This window comes from Burkholderia sp. YIM B11467, from assembly GCF_052952715.1.
Genome location: NZ_JBQVSQ010000012.1, coordinates 110,967 through 134,975 on the forward strand (window position 1 = coordinate 110,967; position 24,009 = coordinate 134,975).

Consider the following 24,009-nt stretch of genomic DNA (forward strand, 5'->3'; position numbering starts at 1 on the left):
CGACATGGCCGAAAAGGACCAGAAGCCGACCGAGAAGCGCCTGCGCGAGGCGCGCGAGAAGGGCGATGTGCCGAAGAGCGCGGAAACGATTTCGTCGGCGTTTTTCGTCGGCGTGTGCGTCGCGCTCGCGGTTGGAATCGGTTCGCTATTCGCGCGGCTGCAGGCGCTGTTCCGGCTCGTGTTCGATGCGACCGGCGCGGCCGACCCGTCCGCGCGCATCGCGGTGCTGATCGACGGCGCCGCGCGCGACTGGGCGACGCTGTCCGCGCAGATCGTCGCGGCCGGGCTGCTGGCGGGCCTGCTCGCGGGTTTCGTGCAGGTCGGCGGCGTGATGGCGTGGAGCCGCCTCGTGCCGCAGTTGTCGCGGCTCAATCCGGCCGAGGGGATGAAGAACCTGTGGTCGATGCGCAACCTCGTCAACCTCGTGAAGATGCTGCTGAAGACGGTGCTGCTCGTCGCGACGCTCGGCTGGCTGATCGTCGAGTCGCTCGACCCTTCCGTGCAGTCCGGTTTCACGCGGCCGATCTCGATCCTCGCGCTGATCGTGAAGCTGCTGATGATGCTGTTCGGCTGGGCCGGGCTGATCTATATCGTGATGGCGCTGATCGACATCGTGCACCAGCGGCACGAGTTCAACCAGAAGATGAAGATGTCGATCGACGAAGTGCGGCGCGAGCACAAGGAAGACGAAGGCGATCCGCATATCGAGTCGAAGCGCCGGCAGCTCGCGCGCGAAGCGCAGTTCGCGTCGCTGCCGGACCGGATCGGCTTCGCGTCGGTGGTCGTCTATTCGCCGCGCGTCGCGGTCGCGCTCTATTACGGCGGGATCGGCACGCTGCCGTGGGTGCTCGCGCGCGGCGAAGGCGAGGCGGCCGAGCGGATCGTGCGTGCCGCGCGCGACGCGCTGCGCCCGACGCTCGCGAACGTCGGGCTCGCGCAGGCGCTGTACGAATCGACGCCCGAAAACGGCACGATCCAGCAGCAGCATTTCCGCGAGGTCGCGCAGTTGCTGAAATGGGCGACCGGCGCGGGTTGACGCGCACCGCGCCGTGCCCGTGGGCCTGCCTTCGCTGTTCCCATTCGATATGGCCCCTTTGCATGACCGTGCGCGCGGCGCTTGACGTGATTTATTTTTCGGCGTTCACCTGGATTCACCGGTGAATTATTGCTGAATTATTTCTTCGTAATATGGCTCGATCGTCACGCCGGACGGCGGGCCGCGAGGTTGCGCCATGCGTGACGGAACAGGTCAACAGGGGCGAACAAATCAAATGTGCGGAATCGACGGCTTCTTGAATAGCGTCGCCTTCGATGAGGAGACAGCGCGCGGTACGCTCGCGCGCATGACGGCGAGCCTGGCGCATCGCGGGCCGGACGGGCAGGGGATCTGGGTCGACCCGGAGGCCGGCATCGCGCTCGGCCACCGGCGGCTTGCGATCGTCGACCTGTCGGCCCACGGCCGGCAGCCGATGGCGTCCGCGTGCGGTCGTTATGTCATGGTCTTCAATGGCGAAATCTACAACCATCGCGAGCTGCGCGCGGAGCTGGAGCGCGCGGGTCGCGCACCGGCGTGGCGCGGCCACTCCGACAGCGAGGTGCTGATCGCGGCGATCGTCGCGTGGGGCGTCGAGGCGGCGCTGCGGCGCGCGACCGGCATGTTCGCGTTCGCGCTGTGGAATCGCGCATCGCGGGTGCTGACGCTCGCGCGCGACCGGATCGGCGAGAAGCCGCTCTATTACGGCCGGATCGGCGACGCGCTCGTGTTCGCGTCCGAGTTGAAGGCGCTGCGCGGTTATCCGGGCTTCGACGGCACGATCGATCGCGACGCGCTGTGCCTGTACCTGCGCCAGTCGAGCGTGCCGGCGCCGTACACGATCTATCGCGGCATTCGCAAGCTGCCGCCCGGCACGTTCATCCAGTTCGAGCATGCGCGCGACACGCCGCGCCTGCGCGCGTACTGGACGCTCGAACAGGCAATCGAGAGCGGCCGCGCGCAGCCGTTCGAGGGCAATGCCGAGGACGCCGTCGGCCAGCTCGACGCGGTCCTGCGCCAGGCCGTTGCGCGGCAGATGGAAGCCGACGTGCCGCTCGGTGCGTTCCTGTCGGGTGGCGTCGATTCGTCCGCGATCGTCGCGCTGATGCAGGCGCAATCGGCGACGCCGGTCGACACGTTCACGATCGGCTTCCACGAAGCCGGCTACGACGAGGCCGGTTATGCGAAGGCCGTCGCGCGCCATCTCGGCACGCGCCATACCGAACTCTACGTGACCGCCGACCATGCGCTCGACGTCGTGCCGAAGCTGCCGTCGATCTACGACGAACCGTTCTCCGATGCGTCGCAGATCCCGACCTTTCTCGTGTCGGAGATGACGCGCCGGCACGTGAAGGTGAGCCTGTCCGGCGACGGCGGCGACGAGCTGTTCGGCGGTTATACGCGCTACTTCCTGACGCCGCGTCTGTGGCGCAAGCTGCATCGCGTGCCGGCGGCCGTGCGCGCGCGGATCGCCGCCGCGCTGCATGCGCTGCGGCCCGATCATGCGGACCAGCTCGCGGCCGTCGCGCAGGGTGCATGGGGCGGCGTGGAGGCACGTGAATCGGCGACCCGCATCGGCGATCGCCTGCACAAGCTTGGTCACGTGATGACGGCCGAGAGCCGGATCGGCCTGTACCGGCTGCTGATGTCGTCGGTGCATCATCCCGAGCGTCTCGCGCTGTCGGGGCAGGAGCCGCCGACGCCGCTCGACACGGTATCCGCGTGGCCCGCGCACCTGAGCTTCGCCGAGCAGGCGATGGCGATCGACACGCTCACGTACTTGCCGACCGACATTCTCGCGAAGGTCGATCGCGCGGCGATGGCCGTGAGCCTTGAGACGCGCATGCCGTTCCTCGACCATCACGTCGTCGAATTCGCGTGGCGCGTGCCGGCGTCGGTGCGCTTGCCGGAAGGGCAGTCGAAGGCGCTGCTGCGCCGGCTGCTCGACCGCTACGTGCCGTCCGCGCTGATCGACCGGCCGAAGCAGGGCTTTTGCGCGCCCGTCGATCACTGGCTGCGCGGCGCGCTGCGCGACTGGGCCGAGGCGTTGCTGCGGCCGTCGCGGTTGCGTGAAGAAGGCTTCTTCGACGCGGCCGCGGTCGAGCGTCTGTGGCGGCAGCACCAGACCGGCCGGATGAACTGGCAGCACCAGTTGTGGACGGTGCTGATGTTCCAGTCGTGGCTGGAGGCGCAGCGCGCGGGGTGAGGTGGCGCGCTGCGGGTGGTCGGGGTTTCCGGCCATCCGGTTGAAATTCAGCCGGCATTCAGCCGACGTTGGGCGGCGTGCCGATCGTCAAATCGCCGGGATCGCCGCCGGCCGGCGGATCGCGCTGCAGGATCCCGCTCGACGCATGCGCATCCTGCTCGCCGCGCGTCATCGCGCGAGGGGCGGCGTGCGACATTCGGGTGGCCCCGCTACGTGACGTGCGGCGCGATCTGGATCGAAACTTCGAACTGCTGACGATGGCGATGACGATGGCGACGGTGCGTGTGCTTGCCCGCGCTGTACCTGTTCACTGATCGAGACATCGCACACACAGCCGCTTCGCCTGGTTTGCCGGCAGCCCGTGGCACATCATCATCACCGGGCGTGCATGGCACGACGGCGCATCGGCGGATGCCGCGGGCGATGCCAGCCGGCGCGCGCGTTCGGGCGGCGTGGTGGCGGCGGCTTCCATGCGCCGCCGGCGCTCGGGCGGCGGCGTGTCGCTCACGACGGGAATCGGTTCGATGCCGCCTTCGCGCGCGTTGCGCTGCGCGCTTGCGACGACGCGGCTCACGTAGCCGCTCGAGAAACCCGTCGTGAAGTTGCCGCTGTAGTAGCACGACAGCGCCGCGCGCAACGCGGCCTGCGTGGCGCGGCCGGTGCCCGACGAGCGCGCGAAGCATTCGGTCAGGATCGCGCCGCCGGCCTGCAGGTTGCGGCACGGCTCGAACATCGTCGCTTCGTCGAGCCCGTATTTCGAGAAATTGCGTTCGTTCACCTGCGCGAGGCCGACGCTGTAGCTGAAGCCGCGCGACGTGAGTTCGCGCGCGGTCGCGCGGGCCTCGTCGAGCGATGCGGGCTGGCGCGTCAGGTGCCCGCCGACTACGCCGATCGCATAGGGATTGAAGCCCGATTCGGTGCGCACGAGCGCGGCGAGCGTGTCGGGATCGACGTTCGGCGCGCACGCACGTGCGAGTTGCGCGAAACCCGCGCCGCTGGCCGCCTGCGCGATGCGCGGCTGCATGCCGGCGAATGCGAGCGCGAGCCCGGCCAGCGCGCACAGGCATGCGGCGGCGGTGCGCAGGCCGCGCGCGTTCATCCCGCGCCCGCCACGCGGTAGGACATCACGAGCCCGTGCACGAGCAGCGACCAGCCGTCGAGTGCGACGAACAGCAGCAGCTTGAACGGCACGGAGATCGTCGTCGGCGAGATCATCTGCATCCCGAGCGCGAGCAGGATGTTCGCGACCAGCAGGTCGACGACGATGAACACGATATAGATCACGAAGCCGATCTGGAACGCCTTCGTCAGCTCGGCGAGCGTGAAGCTCGGCACTAGCACGAGCAGGTCGTCGTCCTTGATGCCGTCCGCGCGGTTTTTCGGCCAGACCGACGTCGCGGTGCGCACGAAGAATTCGCGGTCGCGCTGTCGCGTGTGCGACACGAGGAAATCCTTGATCGGCGGCAACGCGGCATCGGCGAGCGCGCCGATGTCGGCGGTCGACAGTTGCCCCGATGCGTCGAAATGACGGGCCTGCAGCGCGTCGCGGATCGACATCCCGACGGGCGCCATGATGAACAGCGACAGGATCAGCGCGATGCCGTTCAGCACGAGGTTCGGCGGCACCTGCTGGATCCCGAGCGCGGAGCGCAGGAGGCCCAGCACGACCACGAGCTTCGTGTAGCTCGTCACCATCAGCGCCGCGAACGGCGCGACGCCGAGCGCGGCGATCACCGCGATCAGCGCGACCGGATTCGGCAGGTTGCCCATCGCTCAGCGCTCGCGCGGCGCGGGTTGCGTCAGCGTGACGACACGCACGCCGAGCTTCTGGCCGACCGCGATCAGGTGGCCGGTACCGATCAGCATCCCGTTCGCGACGAGATGGATCACGCTCTGGTTGATCCCTTGCTGCAGTTCGATCACGGCGCCCGGCTGCAGCGCGCTCAGCTCGCCGAGCGGCATCGACGTGGGCGGCAGCTCGAAGCGCAGATCGACCGCGAGGCCGTCGAGCGTGCGTGGCGCATCGGCGGGCGGCGCGTCGTGCGTCGTCGCGGGCGCGGTGTCGGTGCGGGTCGGTTCCAAAGGCATCTCCCTGATTCGTTCGACGGTCAGCCGGTTACCCGACGGCCGCCCGGTGATCTCCCATGCGGGCGCGGCCGGCAGCCGCGCGACGCACAGCAGGTTCTGCTCTTGCGCCAGCCAGCGCTCGATCGCGATGATGTCGCCGCCGACGACGTCGGCCAGCTCGGCCGTCGTCAGCTCGGTGCGGCCGATCTCGAACACGAGCGGCACGGGCAGGTTCGCGTAGGCCGCGCGCGCGTCGGCAAGCGCGGCCGGCGCCGCCGCGAAGAACACGGCCAGCGCATCCGGCGCATCGAACAGCAGCGCGCCGTGGCAACGCCATGCGCCGTCGGCGCGCCGCAATTCGAAACGCAGCGCGGCCGGCAAAACGCGCCACGCGGGCGCGTGCTCGGGCGGCGGCAGCAATTCCACGCGCTGCCGCGTCGCGGCCTGCAGCACGCCCGCGAGCGGTGCGCACAGGTCGGCGAGCAGCGCCGCGCGGATTACCGCGGGCACGGCCGGATCGGCCGCGTCGCCCAGCCATTCGATTTCCGCGAGCGGGTCGATCCACAGTGTGCCGGCGGCCGGGCCGACGACGAAGCGGTACGCGTGCGCATCGGCGGCCGGCTCGGCGTCGACGCGCCAGCGCACTTCATACGCGTGCTCGCCGAGCGTGACCGGCACGGCGCCGGTCGCGCCGTACGCGTGCGACAGCCCGCGCGCGGTGGCGGCGGACAGGCGCGGCAAGTGGGGCGACGCGTCGAGCGCGACCGCGGCCGGCGCAGCGGCGGGCGGCGCGGAAGCAGCGGGCATGGCCCGGTTCGCGGCATCGCCGGCGTCGGCATTCGTCAGGAACAGCGCAGGCACGGCGGGATCGGGGCGAATTCGGCGTTGGTTCGACGGGTTGTTCTGGGGCCGGTGGCGCGGAGGGGCACGCGGCTGCTGCGTCGATTGTAGGGACGGCAATGGCTGCGTGCCGCGCCGGAATCCGTAGTCGTGCGCATCACGCGACGGAACGGGGAGCGGGGTGCTACGAAGCGCGATGCAGCGGGATGGGCAGAGGGATACGCAAGAGCGAGCGACCAAAAGCGACCGCCGCCCGGAGGCGGCGGTCGGGTCGCGACTGGCTGGCGGGCCGGGCGGCATGCAGGCCGCGCCCGGCTGGCGGGCCGCGAGGCGCTGCGCAACGACGCAGCGCGGTGGGGGGAGCGTTGCAGGCGCGCCGCGGGCAGGCGTCGCGCGGGGTAAAGCGTCAGGCGTAGTCGGCGGCCATCACGGCTTGCGGCGCCGCGCGCAGGACCGGCGCCGCGTCGTGGCGCTCGACGTGCGTCATCGCCGCACCGAACAGCACGAGGCGATAGCCGACCGCGTAGATCGGGATGATCCGCAGGTTCTTGTCGTGATCGAGTTGCAGTTTCGAACGGATACGCGAGATATGGGTGTCGAGCGTGCGCGACGATACGCCCAGCTCGCGGCCCCACACGGCTTCCTGGATTGCCTGCCGCGGCACGATCTTGTTCATGTTGTCGAGCAGGAATTCGACGACGTCGAATTCGCGCGGCGTGACGTCAATGATTGTGTTGTCGATTTCGATCGTGCGGCGCACGAAGTTGATTTTTATGTTGTCGATGTACAGATATTTGCAATCCATGGTGGCCCTCGCATGTCCATAAAGGAGTGTTTGCCCGCCTTATGCTGCAACTTCCGGGCCAGGTGGAGGATTGTCACGAATCGACAGCGGATCGCACTGCGGCAGGCGGCTCGGTGGCCTTGAATTTAAAAGAATTTTTAACGAGCGGCGTGGCGCGGATACAGAAAGGGTCGGAGCAATATTGAAGGATTGTTACGTAGCATCGGCAGGCGACGTTACGGGCGTTACGTTTGACGTAACGTGCGGGGGCGGCGGGATTCGGGGGCCGGCCGCGAGACGTCTCCCTCCCGCGGCCGGCGTTCCGTCCGATCAAGCCTTCGCGCTATCCGCCGAATCGAACGGCAGCACGTAATGCCGCTTGCCGGTCGCCGCGAAGATCGCGTTCGCGACCGCCGGCCCGACCGGCGCGACGCCCGGCTCGCCGACCCCGGTCGGCGCTTCGGCCGACGGCACGATATACACCTCGACCTTCGGCATCTCGGCCATGCGCAGCACGTGGTAGCCGTCGAAGTTGCGCTGCTCGACGTGACCGTCCTTCAGCGTGATCGCGCTGTGCATCACCGCGCCGAGCCCGAAGCCGATGCCGCCTTCCATCTGCGCGGCGACGATGTCGGGATTGATCGCGATCCCGCAGTCGACCGCGCACACCACACGCTCGACCTTCACCTTGCCGTCCGCGTCGACCGACACCTCGGCCACCTGCGCGACGTAGCTCTTGAACGCCTCGGCCACCGCGATCCCGCGCCCGCGGCCCTTCGGCAGCGGCTTGGCCGGATCCCAGCCGGCCTTCTGCGCGGCCAGGTCCAGCACCGCGCGCATGCGCGGCTCCTTCGCGAGCAGATCGCGGCGGAACGCATACGGATCCTTGCCGGCCGTGTGCGCGGCTTCGTCGATGAACGCCTCGACCGCATAAGCCGTGTGCGAGCTGCCGACCACGCGCCACCACAGCACGGGCACGCCCGTCTTCACGGTGGCGAGTTCGACCGACACGTTCGGCACCGCGTACGGCAGGTTCGCCGCGCCCTCGACCGACGTCGCGTCGACGCCGTTCTTGACCATGAACGCTTCGAACGGCGTGCCGGCGAGGATCGACTGGCCGACGATCCGGTGCCGCCAGCCGACCAGCCGGCCGTCCGCGGTCAGGCCCGCGTCGAGCTTGTGGAAGTACATCGGTCGGTAGAAGCCGCCCTGGATGTCGTCCTCGCGCGTCCACTGCAGCTTGACGGGCTTGCCGTCCGCGCCGAGCGCCTTCGCGATCGACACGGCCTCGACCACGTAGTCCGACCACGCGTTCGCGCGCCGGCCGAAGCTGCCGCCCGCGTACAGCGTGTGGATCTGCACCTGCTCGGGCTTCAGGCCCGCGACCCGGGCCGCGTTGGCCTGGTCGACCGTCTGGAACTGGTCGCCGGCCCAGATTTCGCAGCTGTCGGCCGTCAGCTTGATGACCGCGTCGAGCGGCTCCATCGGCGCGTGCGCGAGATACGGGAATTCGTACGTCGCGCTGAGCTTGCGCGCCGCGCCGGCGATCGCCGCGTCGGCATCGCCGTCCTTGCGCGCCGACGTGCCCGGCTTGTCGGCGAGCTGCCGGTATTCGCGCATGATCTCGTCCGAGCCGCGCTTTTCGGCGTTCGCCTCGTCCCATTCGACCTTCAGCGCGTCGCGGCCCTGTTTCGCGGCCCAGAAGCCCGTCGCGACGACCGCGACGCCGCCCGGCACCTGCACGACCGACACGACGCCCGGCACGGCCTTCGCGGCGGTCGCGTCGAACGACTTCACCGTCGCGCCGAAGCGCGGCGGCCGCTGCAGCAACGCGACGCGCATGCCGGGGAAGGTCGTGTCGAGCGTGAAATGCGCGGTGCCGTTCGATTTCGCCGAGGCGTCGACACGCGGAATCCGCTGACCGATCAGCTTGAAATCGGCCGGCTGCTTCAGCACGACCTTGTCCGGCACGGGCAGCTTCGACGCATCGGCGACGAGCGTGCCGTACGCGGCCGTCTTGCCGCTCTTCGCGTGCGTGACGACGCCATCCGCCGTCGTCAGCTCGCCGGCCGGCACCTTCCAGCGGGCCGCCGCGGCCGACACGAGCATCGCGCGGGCCTTGCCGCCCGCTTCGCGCAACTGCTGCCACGAGTTCGCCATGGCCGAGCTGCCGCCCGTGCCCTGCATCGTGCCGAACGCGAGGTTCGCATAGCGTTTCGCATCGGCCGGCGCGCTTTCGACGCGCACGTTCGACCAGTTGGCGTCGAGCTCCTCGGCGACGATCGTCGCGATGCCCGTATACGCGCCCTGGCCCAGTTCGACGTGCTTCGCGATGACCGTGACGGCGCCGTCGGGCGTGATGCGCAGGAACGCGTTCGGCGCGAAATCGGCGGCGGGCGCGGTGGCGGCCAGCGCGCGGCGGCCGAGGCCGGCCCATTCGAAGCCGATGGTCAGGCTGACGGCGGCCGCGGCGCCCGCGGCCTTCAGGAACGTGCGGCGCGACGGCCGTACCGAGCCGGTGTTGTCGAGTTCGATCGTCATGGTCAGGCTCCCAGCGTCGTGGCCGCGTCGTGGATCGCGGCCCGGATGCGGGCGTAGGTCGCACAGCGGCACAGGTTGCCGTTCATCGCGGCGTCGATGTCCGCGTCGGTCGGCTTCGGGTTCTGTTCGAGCAGCGCGGTGGCCGACATGATCTGGCCGGACTGGCAATAGCCGCATTGCGGAACCTGCAGCTTGACCCACGCGGCCTGCACGGCCTGCGCGGGTTTGCTCTGCAGGCCTTCGATCGTCGTGATGTGCTTGCCCGCGATGCCGGCGAGCGGCAGCACGCACGAGCGGACGGCCTGGCCTTCGAGATGCACCGTGCACGCGCCGCACTGCGCCATGCCGCAGCCGAACTTCGTGCCGGTCAGTCCCGCGTGTTCGCGAATCGCCCAGAGGACGGGCATCGACGGATCGGCGTCGAGCGTGACGTTCTTGCCGTTCAGGACAAAGGAGGTTGGCATTGTGTATGTCTCCATGGGGAAAACCCGGCATGCGCCCGGTTAGCGGGCAGTGTGCGCGAGCAGCCGGTTTTTGCGTCTACCCAATCCTGCAAATTTATTGAACAATCCTGCAAATCCCGGGCACGCCGCGGGCCGTTTCGCTATGCTCCCGCGACACGGGGAAATCAATCGAGGAAGCGTCATGGACATGACCGATATCGTGGCGTCGCGCGAATCCGGGCGGCGCGAACTGGCGACGCTGATCGGCCGCTTCGCGCCGGCGGACGGCTCGCATTCGACGGCCGTGTCGGGCCTGATGCTGCATCGGCACACGCGTCCGGTCGATCTCGGCTGCGGCGTGTCGCGTGCCGCGCTCGTAATCGCCGCGCAGGGCGCGAAGCGCGTGATCGTGGCCGGCCAGGCCTACGAATACGACACGCACAATTGCCTGATTACGTCGATCGACTTGCCGATCCTGTCGCGCGTGACGCGCGCGTCGCCGGAAGCCCCCTACCTGTGCCTGTCGCTGACGCTCGATCCGCAGCGCATCGTCGAGCTCGCGGCCGAGATGCGGCTGCCCGAGCCCGACGCGGGCCCCGAAGGCGAGGGGATCGCGCTCGCCGAGCTGACGCCGCCGCTGCTCGATGCCGCGCTGCGGCTGTTGCGGCTGCTCGATACGCCGGCCGACATTCCGGTCGTCGCGCCGCTGATCGAAAAGGAACTGCTGTACCGGCTGATGACGAGCGGGCAGGGCACGCGGTTGCGGCACATGGCCATCGCGGGCAGCCAGACGCACCGGATCGCGCGCGCGATCGAATGGATCCGCGATCACTTCGCGGAGCCGATGCGCGTCGAGTCGCTCGCGCAGGCGGTCAACATGAGCGTGTCGTCGCTGCACCATCATTTCAAGCACGTGACGACGCTGAGCCCGCTGCAATACCAGAAGCAACTGCGGCTGCACGAGGCGCGGCGGCTGTTGTTGAGGCAAGGCGGCGACGTCGGGTCGGTGGCCGCCGTCGTCGGCTACGAAAGCGCGTCGCAGTTCAGCCGCGAATACAGCCGGCTGTTCGGCGCGCCGCCAATGCGCGATGTCGTGCATCTGAGGCGGAAGGAGCTTTTGGGATGATGAGCGGTCCGTCAGGTTCGGGCATCGTCCACGTCAGAAACAAAAATAGGACGAGCCCAAAAAACGGTTGAATATAGGACTTGTACTACCTGTTTTTGCCAATAGATTGATCATTGTCATATATTTTTCGGACGTGACAAATTCTACAATCGCCTCTTTGAGATAAATGTCGCTGTGCGTTGTCCGCCAAATTCGGGGAGCCGGACAGCCCCCGAGGTACAGGCACCCGACGTGCAGATGGCATTCAACTGGGTGGAGGGATTTCTTGTGCTCGGGAATGGTTTCATCGGGACGGCAAAAATTGGAAAAATAATCAGTATTGCTAAAAGAATGTGGGGCGGCAGGAGCGTGACGGCCGTCGTCAAGCTCGCAGTTGCCGGGATCGTCATGGCGGCATCGCCGGTAGCATGGGCGGCCTTCATCACGGTTCATGCGTTCGGGCAAGACATCTCCGTTCCCCAGCATTTGCCGAGCGGCAGCGTGATATCCCGTTATTACATTACGCCGATGCAGGCGTGTGGAAAGGCGACGTGCACGTTCAGGGGGATCAGTAATTATCCGGCTGGCGGAGGCAGCAGCGGGGCAGGGCCGATCATTTCAACGACTGTCACGGGTGTGTCGGCCCAATTGCTGATCAATGGAAAGGGATACAAGACGGGGAACTACCCGTCTGAACAGTTCAGCAGTTCGATTGAAGTGCAACTGCTGAGCAATGGTCAGTCTATCCAGTCCGGTTCGTTCGGAGGAACGTGGTACTTCACGGTTTTCACGGCGGAGGTTCCCGACGGAGCGCGCATCTTTTTGTCGCCGAACGGAAAAGTGACGGCGATCGTGGGCACCTGCTCGGCGCCGAACCAGACCGTGACGTTGCCGAGTGCGAGGCCCTCTCAATTCAGCGGTATCGGTTCGACCGCCGGCGCGAAGAGTTTTCAGCTCCGGGTCGACAACTGTCCGCGGGGATACAACCGGATCGGGTATCTGCTCAATCCGGTCGGGGGCGCCATCGTGGGCTCACCCGGCGTGCTGCCGCTCGGCGCCGGTTCGAGCGCGAAGGGCGTGCGGATTCGCGTCGAGGACGACAAGGGCGTAGCGGCAACCTTCGACACGTCGATCAGGGTTGACGCCTATGACAAGGCCACGGGCGGGTCGTATGCGATACCGATGCAGGCGTCATATATCCAGACGGCCGCGGCGATTACGCCGGGAACGGTATCCGGGGCGATGACGGTTTTACTCGATTACCAGTAACCCGCGTCGATTGCGCATCGTCGGGCTGCCGCGATGCGGCCCGCGCCCGACTGCCGATCACGGCCGCTCCCCGGGCGGCCGGTCATTTCGCGATGACCGCCGTCTGCAGCGACGCCGGCGCGATCCGCCAGTCCGGCACATAGTGCGCGGGCCACGCGCCGGGCGTGTCGACCGCGTTGAAATAGATCACCGCCTTCAGCAGCGGATAGCGCCACAGCGACCGCTGGAATTCGTCGAGTTCCTCGCGCTTGCGCGCAGTCGACCCGTCGACGCCAAGCTCCGTGACCATCACCGGCAGCCCGTAGTCGTTCACCCGTTCGTATTTGGTCCGCAGGATGCTCGCCGCGGAGAAATGGCCGCCGGCCGGCCAGCTCGCGCAGCGCGGACAGTCGAATACCGACAGGCCGACCTCGTCCACATAGCCGCGGCCCGGGAAATAGTCGTCGAGGTTGCGGTTGCCGGCCGGCGACCACACGAAGCGGATCTGGTCGGTCATCGCGCGGCAGGCGGTCACGACCCGCCGGTACGCGTCGATGTAGCCCGATGCGTCGCCGGTGGCCCACGGATAACGTCCGGTGTCCGTTTCCATCTCGTGGCCCCAGCGCACGAACACTGGCGCTTTCAGTGCCGCGAGCGCCGAGCAGGTGGCCGCGATCCGCGTGTCGTAGCGTCCGTGCGCGATGTCCTCGAGCAGCGCGCCTTGCCGCGTGCCGTCGGCCGCCCACGGCTCGACGGTCAGCATCAGCGAGCGGTTCCGGGCCTGCGCGCTCTGGTATGCCGCGCCGATTTCCGTGCCGATGTCGGGCGCGTTCCACGACACGAACACGTGGTCGAACGCGAGGCCCGGATCGGTCGCGAGCGTCTTGTCGGGATCGTATGCGCCGAGTTTGGGCTGCTTCACCAGTTCGCCCGGCGCGGGCGCGACCACGACCGGCAACCCGGAGCGCCACATCATCGCCTGCCAGCCTTTCGGCGCGCGCAGCCCGATGCCCATCAACAGCATCGCGAGCGCGTAGATGAACAGCGCGTTGCGCATCGGCAGGCGGCTGAAGAACATCTGCCTGAACGTCGACGCGTCGAGCCCTTGCTCCCGGCCGTGATTCACCGTGACGACGGCTGCGATCACGAGATACAGGATGCTCGTCAGCGTCGAGAACAGATAGAAGCCGGCGGCGTTGCGCGGGTTCTCGACCATCACGACGGGCAGGCTGCAGAACAGCGAGATCAGCAGGTACGGCGCGACCACGCGCAGCGGCGCGTCCTGTTCGATCGTGCCACCCTTCGGCGTGACCTTGAACGCATATTCCTTGCCGCGCATGAAATCGAACAGCGCCGACGCGCAGCCGAGCACGACCCACGGCCAGCGCGCGAACACGAACGACAGCCCTTCCCACGACAGCAGCTTCGTATTCAGCGGGCGGCACGACTGGGTCGAACGCGTGGCCCAGGTCACGACGCACAGGAGCAGCGCCGCGAGCGGCAGCGCGTAGGTGAGGTACGTGAGGTAGTCGACGTGCGCCCAGACGCGGCCGGTGAGCAGCGCGACGACCGGAATCACGACGCCGCCGGCCATCGCGACCGCGCACAGCGGGTACCACAGCTGGCAGAACAGGAATTGCGCCTTCAGCTTCAGCGGCAGGCCCGGGAAGTAGTGGCGCGTATAGCGCAGCATGATGATCATCACGCTCTTGGACCACTGGAATTCCTGCATCGCCAGGTCGGCGAACGTGCGCGGCCCTTCGCCGTTCGCGATCGCATTCAGCGCGTGCATGCCGCGCCAGCCCTTCGAATTGAAGATCATCGTGGTCGAGTGATCCTCGGCAAGCTCGGGCCCGAGCCCGCCGATCTCGCGCAGCGCGCGGCAGCGCACCGCGTAGTGCGAGCCGATGCACAGCGGCGCGAGGCCGCCCGCATAACCGGCCTGCATCGTGCCGTGCAGCGGCCCCTCGACGTTCACGCGGCCGCGCGCGCTCCAGCTCTCGGCGGCGTTGCTGTCGCAAATGCTGGGCGCCGACACGTAGCCCACTTTCGGATCGACGAACGGCCGCAGCATCTCCTCGAGATAGGTGCGGGTCGGTACGTGATCGGCGTCGAGCTGCGACACGAAATCGTAGTTGTCGTAGCCGACCATGTCGTAGAAGTACGCGAGGTTGCCTTCCTTGCATTGGGTGCGGCGCGGCCAGCTCGTCCGGTGGTACGCGGCAACACCACGCCGCGTCGACACGAAGACGCCGTGCTCGCGGCACCAGTCGAGCGTCTCGGGCGTCGGGTCTTCATCGGCGAGCCAGGTGTCGTGCGGGTAGGTCTGGTCGAGCATCGCGAGCAGCGTCGTGCGGACGATGTCGAACGGCTCGGACGGCGCCTTGGTGACGACCATCGCGACACGCCAGTCGCGCGGCACGGGCAGCGCGGGGTTCGGAACGACCGCCGAGCGGATGATGAAGATGAAATAGCCGGGAATGAAGGTGGTCCAGAACAGCACGAAGCAGTTGACGCCGAAACGGAATGCGTCGACGTAGTGCTCGTCGCGCAGCCACCAGCGCCAGAAGATGCCCAATGCGACGAACCAGCACAGCGCGAGGATCTGGAAGATGAATTTGGTCCCGCTGTCCATCAGCGGGACGAGGAGCGGGACGTCTGCTTGCAGCGAGTCGGTGCGATCGGCTTCGGCTTTGTTGTCGGTATCGGTTTCGGTGGTGTCGGTGGTGTCCGGGGCGAGGCCACCGGCAAGCGACGCGACCAGCTTCTTCATGGTGTTCTCCCGTCAAGGTCAGACCATCAGTTGTGAAGCAGGCCGCGTTGCAGCCGGGTGTCCTCGCTGTCTTGCGGTTGTTCCGATGTCGGGTCCGCCGGCGTGCGTTCGCCGCACGAGCGGCCCACGCGTTCGTAGCGGCGAAAGCCGCCGTCGACCGCCAGCCGTTCGCTGAACAGGTTGCGCATGTCGAGCATCACGGGATCGGCCATGTGGTCCGCAAGGTCGGCAAGATCGAGTGCCTCGAACGCTTTCCATTCGGTCATCACGACGACGGCGTCCGCGCTGCGCACCGCGTCGACCGCGGAGCCTTCCATGAACACCTGCGGCAGCAGCCGCGACGCCTCGTGCGGGCGCGCTGGGTCGTACGCGCGGATATGCGCGCCCGCACCGACCAGCAACTGGATCACGTCGATGCTCGGGCTTTCGCGCACGTCGTCGGTCTGGCCTTTGAACGTGAGGCCGAGCACGGCGATGCGCTTGCCCTTGATCGAGCCGCCGCAGGCTTTCTCGATGCGGTGCAGGATCTGTTCCTTGCGCAGTGCGTTCGATTCGATCGCCGCGCTGACGATGCGCAGCGGCACCGCATGTTCGGAGGCCGTCGCCTTCAGCGCGCGCGTGTCCTTCGGGAAGCACGAGCCGCCCCAGCCGGGGCCGGCCTTCAGGAACGATGCGCCGATGCGGCGGTCGAGGCCCATCCCGTTCGCGACCAGTTCGACATCGGCGCCGACCGCTTCGCACAGGTCCGAGATCTCGTTGATGTAGCTGATCTTCACCGCGAGGAACGCGTTCGCCGCGTATTTCACGAGTTCGGCCGTCTCGATCTCGGTGGCGAGCACGAGATGTCCCGTCGCTTCGAGCGGCGCGTAGATCGCTTTCATGATCTCGATCGCGCGCGGATGCTCGGCGCCGAACACGACGCGATCCGGATGCATGAAATCGTCGATCGCCGACCCTTCGCGCAGAAACTCCGGATTCGATGCGATCGCCGCGTCGACGCCGTCCGGCGCACAGCGCTCGACGATTTGCTTGACGATCCGGTTCGTGCCGACCGGCACCGTCGACTTGGTGACGACGACCGCGAAACCGGTCAGGTTCGATGCGATCTCCCGCGCGGCCGCTTCGACGTACTGCAGGTCCGCGCGATCGGTGCCCGGCAGCGTCGGCGTGCCGACCGCGATGAACACCGCGTCGCGATCGCGCACGCTCGCCGCCAGGTCGCTGCTGAAGCGCAACGTGCCGCGTTCGACGTTGCGAGCGACGACGGCGTCGAGGCCCGGCTCGTAGATCGGCATGAGGCCTTCGTTCAGTGCGTCGATCTTGCCGCGATTGTTGTCGATGCATACGACGTCATGCCCGAGATCCGCAAAGCACGCGCCGCTCACCAGCCCGACGTAGCCCGTGCCGACGATGGCGATCCGCACATTCATGGTTGTTCCCCTGGGTGCCTTTCCGTGAAACTTGCGCGACTACTTGTTCGATTCGAATTGCAGTTCCTTCTGAAACCACGCCACGGCGTGTTCGACCATCGGTTCGATCGTGGTGAAGCGCGGCCGCCAGCCGAGCACCAGTGCGGCCTTCGTCGCGTCGGCGTACAGCGCGGGCGGATCGCCCGGCCGGCGCGCGGCCATCACCGTCGGCACGCTGCGCCCCGTCACGGCTTCGACGGTGCGCAGCGCGTCGAGCACCGAGGTTCCCTGGCCGGTGCCGAGATTCAGCGCGACGCTGTGGCCGCCGCCGCACAGATAGACGGTCGCCTTCAGGTGCGCGTCGGCGAGGTCGCTCACGTGCACGTAGTCGCGAATCGCCGAGCCGTCGGGCGTCGGGTAATCGGTGCCCATCACCTTGAACGCGCCGCCCGTGCCGAGCGCCGCGCGAATCGCGAGCGGCAGCGCGTGCGTTTCCGGTTCGTGGCATTCGCCGATCGCGCCATCGGGGTCCGCGCCCGCCGCGTTGAAGTAGCGCAGCGCGACCCACTTCAACCCGTACGCGCGCTCGAAATCGGCGGCCATCCGCTCCATCGCGTATTTGGTGAAGCCGTACGGGTTGATCGGCTGCTGCGGCGTGCGCTCCGAGATCGGCAGCACGTCCGGAACGCCGTACGTCGCGCACGACGACGACATCACGATCCGGCCGACACCGGCCTCCCGCATCGCGCTCAGCAGCGTGCAGGTGCCCGTCACGTTGACCGTGTAGTAACGCTCGGGGACGAGCACCGATTCGCCGACATAGGCGAGCGCGGCGAAATGGATCACGACGTCGGGCCGGTGCGCGGCGAGTGCCTTCGACAGTGCGTCGCGATCGAGAATGTCGGCCGCGACGAGTGGCCCCCATTGAACCGCGTCGCGATGGCCGGTCGACAGATTGTCGTAGGCGACCGGCTCGTGTCCCGCTTGAGCGAGCGCCTTGCACGTATGGCTGCCGATATAACCCGCTCCGCCGGTCACGAGCACTTTCATGCGGTCGCTCCGGTCATGCGCAGCACCGGCTCGAGCCACAGTTCACGGGCGAAATAGTCGACCGTCCGGCGCAGCCCTTCGTCGAGGTCGATCGCCGGCCGCCAGCCGAGCTCGGTCGCGGCGACCGAGATGTCGGGCTTGCGCTGGTGCGGATCGTCGATCGGCAGCGGCCGGAACACGATCTCCGATTTCGAGCCCGTCATCGCAAGCACTTTCTCCGCGAGCTCGATCATCGTGAATTCGCCGGGGTTGCCGATGTTGACCGGCGTGCCGACGTTGCGCTCGGTGCCCATCAGGCAGAAGAAGCCGTCGATCAGGTCGCTGGCGAAGCAGAACGAGCGCGTCTGCTTGCCGTCGCCGTAGATCTCGAGCGGCACGCCGTTGAGCGCGCCGACGATGAAGTTGGACACGACGCGGCCGTCGCGCGGCGACATCCGCGGGCCGTAGGTGTTGAAGATGCGCGCGACGCGCACGTCGATGCCGTGCGCGCGGTAGTAGTCGTAACACAGCGCCTCGGCGGCGCGCTTGCCTTCGTCGTAGCACGCGCGCGGGCCGATCGTGTTCACGTTGCCGCGATAGGTTTCCATCTGCGGATGCACGCCCGGATCGCCGTAGATCTCGCTGGTCGACGCCTGGAAGACACGTGCGCCGGTCTTGCGCGCGAGCGCCAGGCAATGGTTCATGCCGAGCACGTTCGTCATCATCGTGTGGACGGGATCGATCTGATACGTGGGCGGCGAGGCCGCGCACGCGAGATTCCAGATCTCGTCCACCTGCAGCTCGGGCAGGCCGAGCGACACGTCGCCCTTCACGAACTCGAACCGGCCGGACGCTTTCAGGTCGGCGACGTTGAGCTTGCGCCCCGTCAGCAGGCTGTCGATGCACGTGACGGATGCACCTTCCATGACCAGGCGCTCGCACACGTAGCTGCCGAGAAAACCGGCGCCACCCGTCACGAGGACGCGCCGACCGGCACGCGTCTCGAGCGCGACCCGGTCATTCATGGCTCTCTCCTTCGTCGTACAGCTCGTCGAACCACATGTCGATTTGCTCGACGGCGGCGCGTACACGTTCCATCCCGCTGCACGGGCAGCGTTTCGGCAAGCGACGGTTCGCATGGACTGATGTCGACGAAGCGCCGCGACAGGCACTCCGGTTTCGCTGACTTCCCCGCTGATGCTTGAACGACGCAAGCGCCGATCGATCGCTGGTGATCTTCATCGCCGTTTCCCCGACAAGCTGATTGACGAGCGGGCCGCCATCCGTGTACTTCGTGCCGTGGCGTGCCTCTCGGTGAGAGCCGGATATCAGGCAATCGGCATGCCAGGGACGCCGCAGTCCCGGTGTACGCACGTGTGGTCGTGCAATTGCCGCACGGCACGCGAATTTGTGTTTCATGTGTGTATCGTGGGGACAGGAAAACGACTCGGACGATTGCCAGATCGATGTAGTTCGATACGACGAAACTCGCGATAGATCAGGATTTTGCCGGGTGAGAGGCTTTAAAAGTGTGTGGGTTGAGCATGTTTCAATGATGAGAATTGAGTCGATAAAGGATTAAAAACGTTTTTTGAATGGCGTGCCTATCAGGCGATCCGTTTTGTGAAAGGTGGATGGCATGAATGTAAAAAATCGATGTGCCGGCTCCGGGTCAATTGAAAGTTTTCATTTGTTTTAATTGTTACGCCGGTAAACGGGCGATATGGCAACATCATCGGCCGACACATATATTTTCATTCTTACTGTTTTTCGACCTTTCGATTGCCGTGTGATCGTGTCGGTATTTTCACGGATGAATCAAAATCGTTCCGGTTGTCGACGCGAATGCATGTCGACGAGGTATCGGAAGCGGTCGTGCCGGATGGGCGGAACCGGGCGCCGAACGATTCGATCCCCGTTTGTTCGGGCATCGGAGGCCGGCCGCACGCGCCACACCGCGTGGTTTGCAAGCGGAAAGACCGGCACCGCCCGACCAGAGCGGCGGCGCGCTTCTCAAGTTTGAAACAATCGTTCATATGACCGTTCGGCGAGGGCCGGCGTGCCGGATTCGTCCGTCAAATCATGGCATTGCTTCGCGATGTTCAACGATCGCCGCGTGTGCCGGACCGTTGCCGCGATACATTCCTGAAACAAAAAATGACGTTCCCGCCGATTCGTGCCCGCGTGGCGGGCGTCCGATGCGCGCAATGGACGGTGGAATAACGCGTGGCACGCTGCTTGCGATATTGGTCGCATCGGCGAGCGGTCGACATGACGCAACAAAGATGTGGGGCGACCACCTCGTCAATAAGCCAGTCGGGGAAACGGCGATGAAGACTATAAGCAGTAGCTTGATCGGCGCGTACTTTGCGCATCGGTGGGGTAGTCGGAAAGATCGGGGTGTGGCTCGCGACGCAGTGCCAGCTTCGCGGGTTTCTGCATGCCGCTTTCTCGGCCTCCGCACGCTTCGCGTGCTGGAGCGGTTGTCGCACCGCGCGGCAATCGGGCGACAGCGCCGCTCGCCTTCATTCAGTTCACCCGGATGGGTCAGGCTGTTCGTGCCGGACAGCGTGACGCCGATTCGTCTTCGACCGTGCAGGGTGGTTTCGATCGCGCCAGGCCAATACTGGCGCCGGCCGGATTAAATCGAATACCTGTCGACCGGATTATCCGGAAGACCTTTCTTTGATCGCTCAGGGAGAGGACATGTTACCTGGCTGCGATGCAGGACCGTTATCGCTCGGCTAAAAGGGCATTTTGAGCGGCGCTGCATTTTGCGGTGGTAAATGTATTCGCGAATTTTCGATCCCGGAAAGGGATGCCGCGTTCCGGCATCCCGTCCGGCGGGTATCGAATATCGCGATCCGAAAAGGCGTGCGCGTCGTTTCGGTTAATTCAATAGCGGTGTTTTCGGACAATATTAAAAGGTCATAGGATTCATCGAAAACACCTACTAACAAATTTTGGACAACTTAAAAACACAAAACTAAACTTCGGCTGGCAAAAATCGAAAAACAAATGAATCGCAAAAGCAACACGATTCTCGTAATCAGATAGTGATCCTTATTTTCAGGATTGCTCAAGTCAGGAAGGTTGATGGCGTGCGATCTTCCTGGCTCATTCAGTTCACGCCGTTATGGAGTCGACCATGAAGAAGCTTCTGATTGCAGCAGCAGTTCTGGCGGTTTCGGGTGCAGCGTTCGCAGGTAGCGGCACGGTGTCGAGCAGCAGCTCGACGAGTGGCGGTTCGACGATGGCCGGTGTGGCCGGGTTCGGTCATTTCTCCGCGACCGATTCCGGCTCGGCACTCGGCGCAGCCGGTGCAGTTGCCGGCGGCCCGGGCAGCGGCTCGATCTCGTACACCAACCACACGCAAACCTCGACGGTCGGTGGCTTCGGCTTCGGCGGTTCGCAAGCCGGTGGCACGAGCGGCGCGAATGCCGGTTCGATCGGCTGGACGTATCACCACTAAGCCGGGGCGCGTAGCGTTCGTCATTGGCTGGCGGTACGGGGGCCGGGTTTTGTTCCGCAAGGGCGGGCTCGGTTCCTGGACTGCCGAACCACCTCACAGCAAGGAATTGCTATGAAAGCCAAAGTGATTTTAGCGACAGCGCTCACCGTCCTATCGTCGGCCGTGCTGGCCGCCGGTTCGTTCACGACCAACCAGACGCAATCCGTTGCAGCAGGCGTTTCCGGTTCGGTATTGGTCGGCTCCGGCAGCTATACGAGCAATTCGAATTCGGTAGCAGGCGCAAGCGCCGGAAGTACCGTGACACCGTCCGGTTCCGTTGGTACGGCATCGGCCTTTCACAACTCGACGTCGACGGCCAGCGGTTCGGGCACGAACGGGGGAGCGTTCGCGGCAGGCGGCGGTATCGGTGCCGCAGGCTCGTTCGGTGGAAACGGCAGCACGAACGAGAACGCGAATGCGCTTTCGGGAGGGGTTTCCGCCACGATCGTGCTGGGCGCGAACCACTACACCGCATCGAGTGCGAACGACCAGGGAAATGCCAACGCAGGTGCCGCCGGGCTTACGGGCAGCGGCGGTTCTGGCGCGATCACGGGTTCGAATCACTACAACTCGTCGACCGTCTGGAGTACCGGGCCGGCCGGCTCTCCGTCCGCATCAGGCGGAAGCCAGGCAAGTTCGAGCGCGACCGGGAGCAGTCATTAGTCAGGTGTGGGGGGACCAGTTTCTCAGCGACGCTGGTCTCTTTTCCGCATTGTTGTCACGTAAGGAGTTGGCATGAAGCAGAAAGTGATTGCCGCCGCTCTGATGCTTGCGTCACTGACGGCATATGGCGCTGACCGTGCTGCCGAGGACGTGCAATCGAATATGCAGACGTCAAACAACCCTGACCAGACAACCAAACCGTCAGAACAACAAACGCTTTCGTCGGGCAACGCCATCGGCGGACCGGACTCCCAGCAGTGGCAGGGAATGTCGGCCGGCTCGTGGTCCCAGCTGGGCAGCGGCTGGAAGCAGTTCGGGGAAGCAGGAAAAGCTGAAGGGATTCAGGGGAATTAGTACGGTTGCCTGGGTGGGAGGTCAAACCTCGTCCGGAGAGTGAAATGAACAGCAACAGGATCAAGGTGGCATGTGCGGCAATGTTCGCGATGACCACGATCGGGGCCCAGGCGCAAACCGCCGATTCGACTTCGAGCGCACAGTCTTCGACGTCGTCGACGGCCGTCAGCCAGGGCGGCGGCTCGAGCATGAACACGAACACCACGAGCTCGCGCGGCGGCAACGCCACCAGCAGCAGCGGGGTTCGCGGCAGCGGCAATTCGAGCGTGAACGTGAACGTGACGATGCCGTCCAGCACGAGCGGCGGCTCGAACGTGACGCCGCAGAGCACGAGCGCGCTCCAGACAGCCGGTTCGCCCGGTACCAACCCGTACAACACCCAGTCGTCGGAAAACGTCAACTACTCGGGTACGCAGACGATCAAGACGAACCCGGCCATCCAGGCGCCCGGCCTCACGACCACGCTGTCCGACACCTGCATGGGGTCGGTGAGCGTCGGCGTGTCGTTCCCGGGGTTCGGCGCGACGGGTGGCACGACGCTGGTCGACCAGGCCTGCGTCCGCCGTCTCGATGCGCGTGAATTCCGCGCGATGGGCCTGACCGACGTGGCGCTCGCGCTGCTCTGCCAGAGCGACGCGAACCGGCGCGCGGTGGAAGCGACCGGGCACCTGTGCCCGGGCACGACCGCACCGCTCGCGCGTTCGAACGTCGCGCCCAGCGCCGAAGCGACCGTCGCCGACGACGTGAAGTATCACGATCCGATCGTGCGCAACCGCATGGGCCTGCCGCCGCTCGACGCAGCCGCGCCGGCGCCGGCGCCGGCGCAGACGCGCCCGGTGGCGACGACTGCGGTGCTGGCGGCGCCCATCCCGGTGCCGGTCCCGGTGCCCGTGCCGACGATGGCGCCGGTTGCCGCAGCACCGGCAGTCGCGGCGCCGGCGGGGGCCGCAGCCGCACCGGCAGTCGCGGCGCCGGCGGGGGCCGCAGCCGCACCGGCAGTCGCGGCGCCGGCGGGGGCCGCAGCCGCACCGGCAGTCGCGGCGCCGGCGGGGGCCGCAGCCGCACCGGCAGTCGCGGCGCCGGCGGTGGCAGCAGCAGCACCGGCAGTTGCAGCGCCTGCGGTTGCAGCCGCTGCACCGGTCGCTGCTGCCGTGCCCGCGGTTGCTGCCGCACCGGCAGTCGCAGCCGCACCCGCAGCGTCGCTCGTACCGGCAGCCGCCGTGGCAGCCGTGCCGGCGGCAGCCGTCATCGCCGCACCGGCCGTCGCCGACAAGGCACCGGAGCCCGCGCCGGCGGTTGCCGACAAGGCACCGGAACCCGCGCCGGTCGTCGCCGACAAGGCACCGGAACCCGTGCAGCCCGTCGCCGACAAGGCGCCGGAGCCGATGCCGGCCGCGACCGACAACGCAGCGCAAGCCGCTGCCGCGCCGGCTGCCGACCCGACGCCGGCCGCTGCCGTCGTCGCGATGCCCGCGGCCGATGCGAAGGCGGCGGACAGCGCGCCAGCCGCGCCGGCCGCCACCGACGCCGCGCCGCAGGCAGCGGACGCTGCGATGCCCGCGCCGGCAGCCGATGCGAAGGCCGTCGAACCGGCTCCGCAGGCCGTCGTCGAAGCCCCCGCACCTGCACCCGCACCGGAAGCCGCGCAGCCTGCGGTAGCCGACATGCCGGCTGCCGACGCGAAGGTGCCGGACGCGGCCGAATCTGCAGCCGCACCTGCGCCGTCCGCCGACATGCCGGCGTTGTCCGATCCGGCGCAAGGACTGCCGCCGGCCCCGGCCGACCAGCAGGCCGCACCGGCTGCACCGGCCACGCCGGCTCCGGCAGTCATCTCGACGAGCACGTCGTCGTGAGCATGCGGGTCCATCTTCCGTGCAACCGGAACACCGGTCGCACGGGAGTCGTTCGGACCCGATGCACGATGGACGTCCCTGTTTGACGGGTGTTGGTCCCATCCCCGAGGTCAACACCTCTTTTTGCCCGACGAGGATACAAGGAGGCCT

General features: G+C 66.7%; 20 protein-coding genes. 8 read left to right on the forward strand and 12 right to left on the reverse strand.

Annotated elements, in window-relative coordinates; all coding sequences use genetic code 11:
• Positions 1-4 precede the first annotated feature (4 nt).
• Together ACTRWB_RS31645 and asnB are read left to right on the forward strand one after the other, a co-directional pair.
• Positions 5-1,036: an EscU/YscU/HrcU family type III secretion system export apparatus switch protein gene (locus tag ACTRWB_RS31645; RefSeq protein ID WP_446904168.1), complete on the forward strand. Its 1,032-nt coding sequence runs from the start codon at positions 5-7 to the stop codon at positions 1,034-1,036.
• Positions 1,037-1,271: 235 nt separating this feature from the next.
• Positions 1,272-3,239, forward strand: coding sequence for an asparagine synthase (glutamine-hydrolyzing) (gene asnB / locus ACTRWB_RS31650; protein ID WP_446904169.1), 1,968 nt, complete (start codon positions 1,272-1,274; stop codon positions 3,237-3,239).
• A gap of 58 nt (positions 3,240-3,297) precedes the next feature.
• Here the strand turns inward: asnB and ACTRWB_RS31655 are convergent, their stop codons facing one another.
• The 7 genes from ACTRWB_RS31655 to ACTRWB_RS31685 form a co-directional block, all read right to left on the reverse strand.
• Complete coding sequence (locus tag ACTRWB_RS31655; protein ID WP_446904170.1) at positions 3,298-3,435, reverse strand: hypothetical protein; 138 nt, start codon at positions 3,433-3,435, stop codon at positions 3,298-3,300.
• Positions 3,436-3,546: 111 nt separating this feature from the next.
• Positions 3,547-4,338, reverse strand: coding sequence for a lytic transglycosylase domain-containing protein (locus ACTRWB_RS31660; RefSeq protein ID WP_193100104.1), 792 nt, complete (start codon positions 4,336-4,338; stop codon positions 3,547-3,549).
• Positions 4,335-5,009 (reverse strand): type III secretion system export apparatus subunit SctR, encoded by a 675-nt coding sequence (gene sctR / locus ACTRWB_RS31665; RefSeq protein ID WP_129515392.1) that lies wholly within the window; start codon positions 5,007-5,009, stop codon positions 4,335-4,337. The genes ACTRWB_RS31660 and sctR overlap by 4 nt, the downstream gene beginning before the upstream one ends.
• 3 nt (positions 5,010-5,012) lie before the next feature.
• Positions 5,013-6,167: a type III secretion system cytoplasmic ring protein SctQ gene (gene sctQ, locus ACTRWB_RS31670; RefSeq protein ID WP_446904171.1), complete on the reverse strand. Its 1,155-nt coding sequence runs from the start codon at positions 6,165-6,167 to the stop codon at positions 5,013-5,015.
• Between the two features lie 385 nt (positions 6,168-6,552).
• Entirely contained in the window at positions 6,553-6,951 is a 399-nt protein-coding gene (locus ACTRWB_RS31675) for a winged helix-turn-helix domain-containing protein (RefSeq protein ID WP_446904172.1), read from the reverse strand.
• A gap of 309 nt (positions 6,952-7,260) precedes the next feature.
• Entirely contained in the window at positions 7,261-9,471 is a 2,211-nt protein-coding gene (locus tag ACTRWB_RS31680) for a xanthine dehydrogenase family protein molybdopterin-binding subunit (RefSeq protein ID WP_419689025.1), read from the reverse strand.
• 2 nt (positions 9,472-9,473) lie between these two features.
• Positions 9,474-9,935, reverse strand: a complete 462-nt coding sequence (locus ACTRWB_RS31685) for a (2Fe-2S)-binding protein (protein WP_048245609.1) — start codon at positions 9,933-9,935, stop codon at positions 9,474-9,476.
• Positions 9,936-10,116: 181 nt separating this feature from the next.
• On the opposite strand from ACTRWB_RS31685, the gene ACTRWB_RS31690 reads away from it, so the two are divergent.
• Both ACTRWB_RS31690 and ACTRWB_RS31695 read left to right on the forward strand, forming a co-directional pair.
• On the forward strand, positions 10,117-11,040 hold the full coding sequence (locus tag ACTRWB_RS31690; protein WP_446904173.1) for an AraC family transcriptional regulator N-terminal domain-containing protein: 924 nt from the start codon (positions 10,117-10,119) through the stop codon (positions 11,038-11,040).
• 237 nt (positions 11,041-11,277) lie between these two features.
• Positions 11,278-12,288, forward strand: coding sequence for a fimbrial protein (locus tag ACTRWB_RS31695; RefSeq protein ID WP_446904174.1), 1,011 nt, complete (start codon positions 11,278-11,280; stop codon positions 12,286-12,288).
• A gap of 82 nt (positions 12,289-12,370) precedes the next feature.
• On the opposite strand, the gene ACTRWB_RS31700 is transcribed toward ACTRWB_RS31695, so the two are convergent.
• The 5 genes from ACTRWB_RS31700 to ACTRWB_RS31720 are packed head-to-tail and all read right to left on the reverse strand — an operon-like array spanning position 12,371 to position 18,897.
• Entirely contained in the window at positions 12,371-15,040 is a 2,670-nt protein-coding gene (locus ACTRWB_RS31700; RefSeq protein ID WP_446904175.1) for a glycosyltransferase, read from the reverse strand.
• Positions 15,041-15,066: 26 nt separating this feature from the next.
• Complete coding sequence (locus ACTRWB_RS31705; protein WP_446904176.1) at positions 15,067-16,470, reverse strand: UDP-glucose dehydrogenase family protein; 1,404 nt, start codon at positions 16,468-16,470, stop codon at positions 15,067-15,069.
• A 39-nt stretch (positions 16,471-16,509) separates the two neighbouring features.
• Positions 16,510-17,499, reverse strand: coding sequence for a UDP-glucose 4-epimerase GalE (gene galE / locus ACTRWB_RS31710; RefSeq protein WP_446904177.1), 990 nt, complete (start codon positions 17,497-17,499; stop codon positions 16,510-16,512).
• On the reverse strand, positions 17,496-18,503 hold the full coding sequence (locus tag ACTRWB_RS31715) for a UDP-glucuronic acid decarboxylase family protein (RefSeq protein ID WP_446904178.1): 1,008 nt from the start codon (positions 18,501-18,503) through the stop codon (positions 17,496-17,498). Before ACTRWB_RS31715 ends, galE begins: the two co-directional genes overlap by 4 nt.
• On the reverse strand, positions 18,496-18,897 hold the full coding sequence (locus ACTRWB_RS31720) for a hypothetical protein (RefSeq protein ID WP_446904179.1): 402 nt from the start codon (positions 18,895-18,897) through the stop codon (positions 18,496-18,498). Before ACTRWB_RS31720 ends, ACTRWB_RS31715 begins: the two co-directional genes overlap by 8 nt.
• 1,729 nt (positions 18,898-20,626) lie before the next feature.
• On the opposite strand from ACTRWB_RS31720, the gene ACTRWB_RS31725 reads away from it, so the two are divergent.
• From ACTRWB_RS31725 to ACTRWB_RS31740, 4 genes are all read left to right on the forward strand, one after another.
• Positions 20,627-20,950, forward strand: a complete 324-nt coding sequence (locus ACTRWB_RS31725) for a hypothetical protein (RefSeq protein WP_193100112.1) — start codon at positions 20,627-20,629, stop codon at positions 20,948-20,950.
• Positions 20,951-21,061: 111 nt separating this feature from the next.
• Entirely contained in the window at positions 21,062-21,652 is a 591-nt protein-coding gene (locus ACTRWB_RS31730; protein ID WP_412024138.1) for a hypothetical protein, read from the forward strand.
• A gap of 72 nt (positions 21,653-21,724) precedes the next feature.
• Positions 21,725-22,006 carry a hypothetical protein gene (locus tag ACTRWB_RS31735; protein ID WP_048245616.1) on the forward strand — a complete coding sequence of 94 codons (282 nt, stop codon included), beginning with the start codon at positions 21,725-21,727 and terminating at the stop codon, positions 22,004-22,006.
• 44 nt (positions 22,007-22,050) lie between these two features.
• The gene (locus tag ACTRWB_RS31740; protein WP_446904180.1) at positions 22,051-23,859 is read left to right on the forward strand and encodes a chemotaxis protein CheA; all 1,809 of its coding nucleotides are present in this window, start codon (positions 22,051-22,053) and stop codon (positions 23,857-23,859) included.
• Positions 23,860-24,009 lie beyond the last annotated feature (150 nt).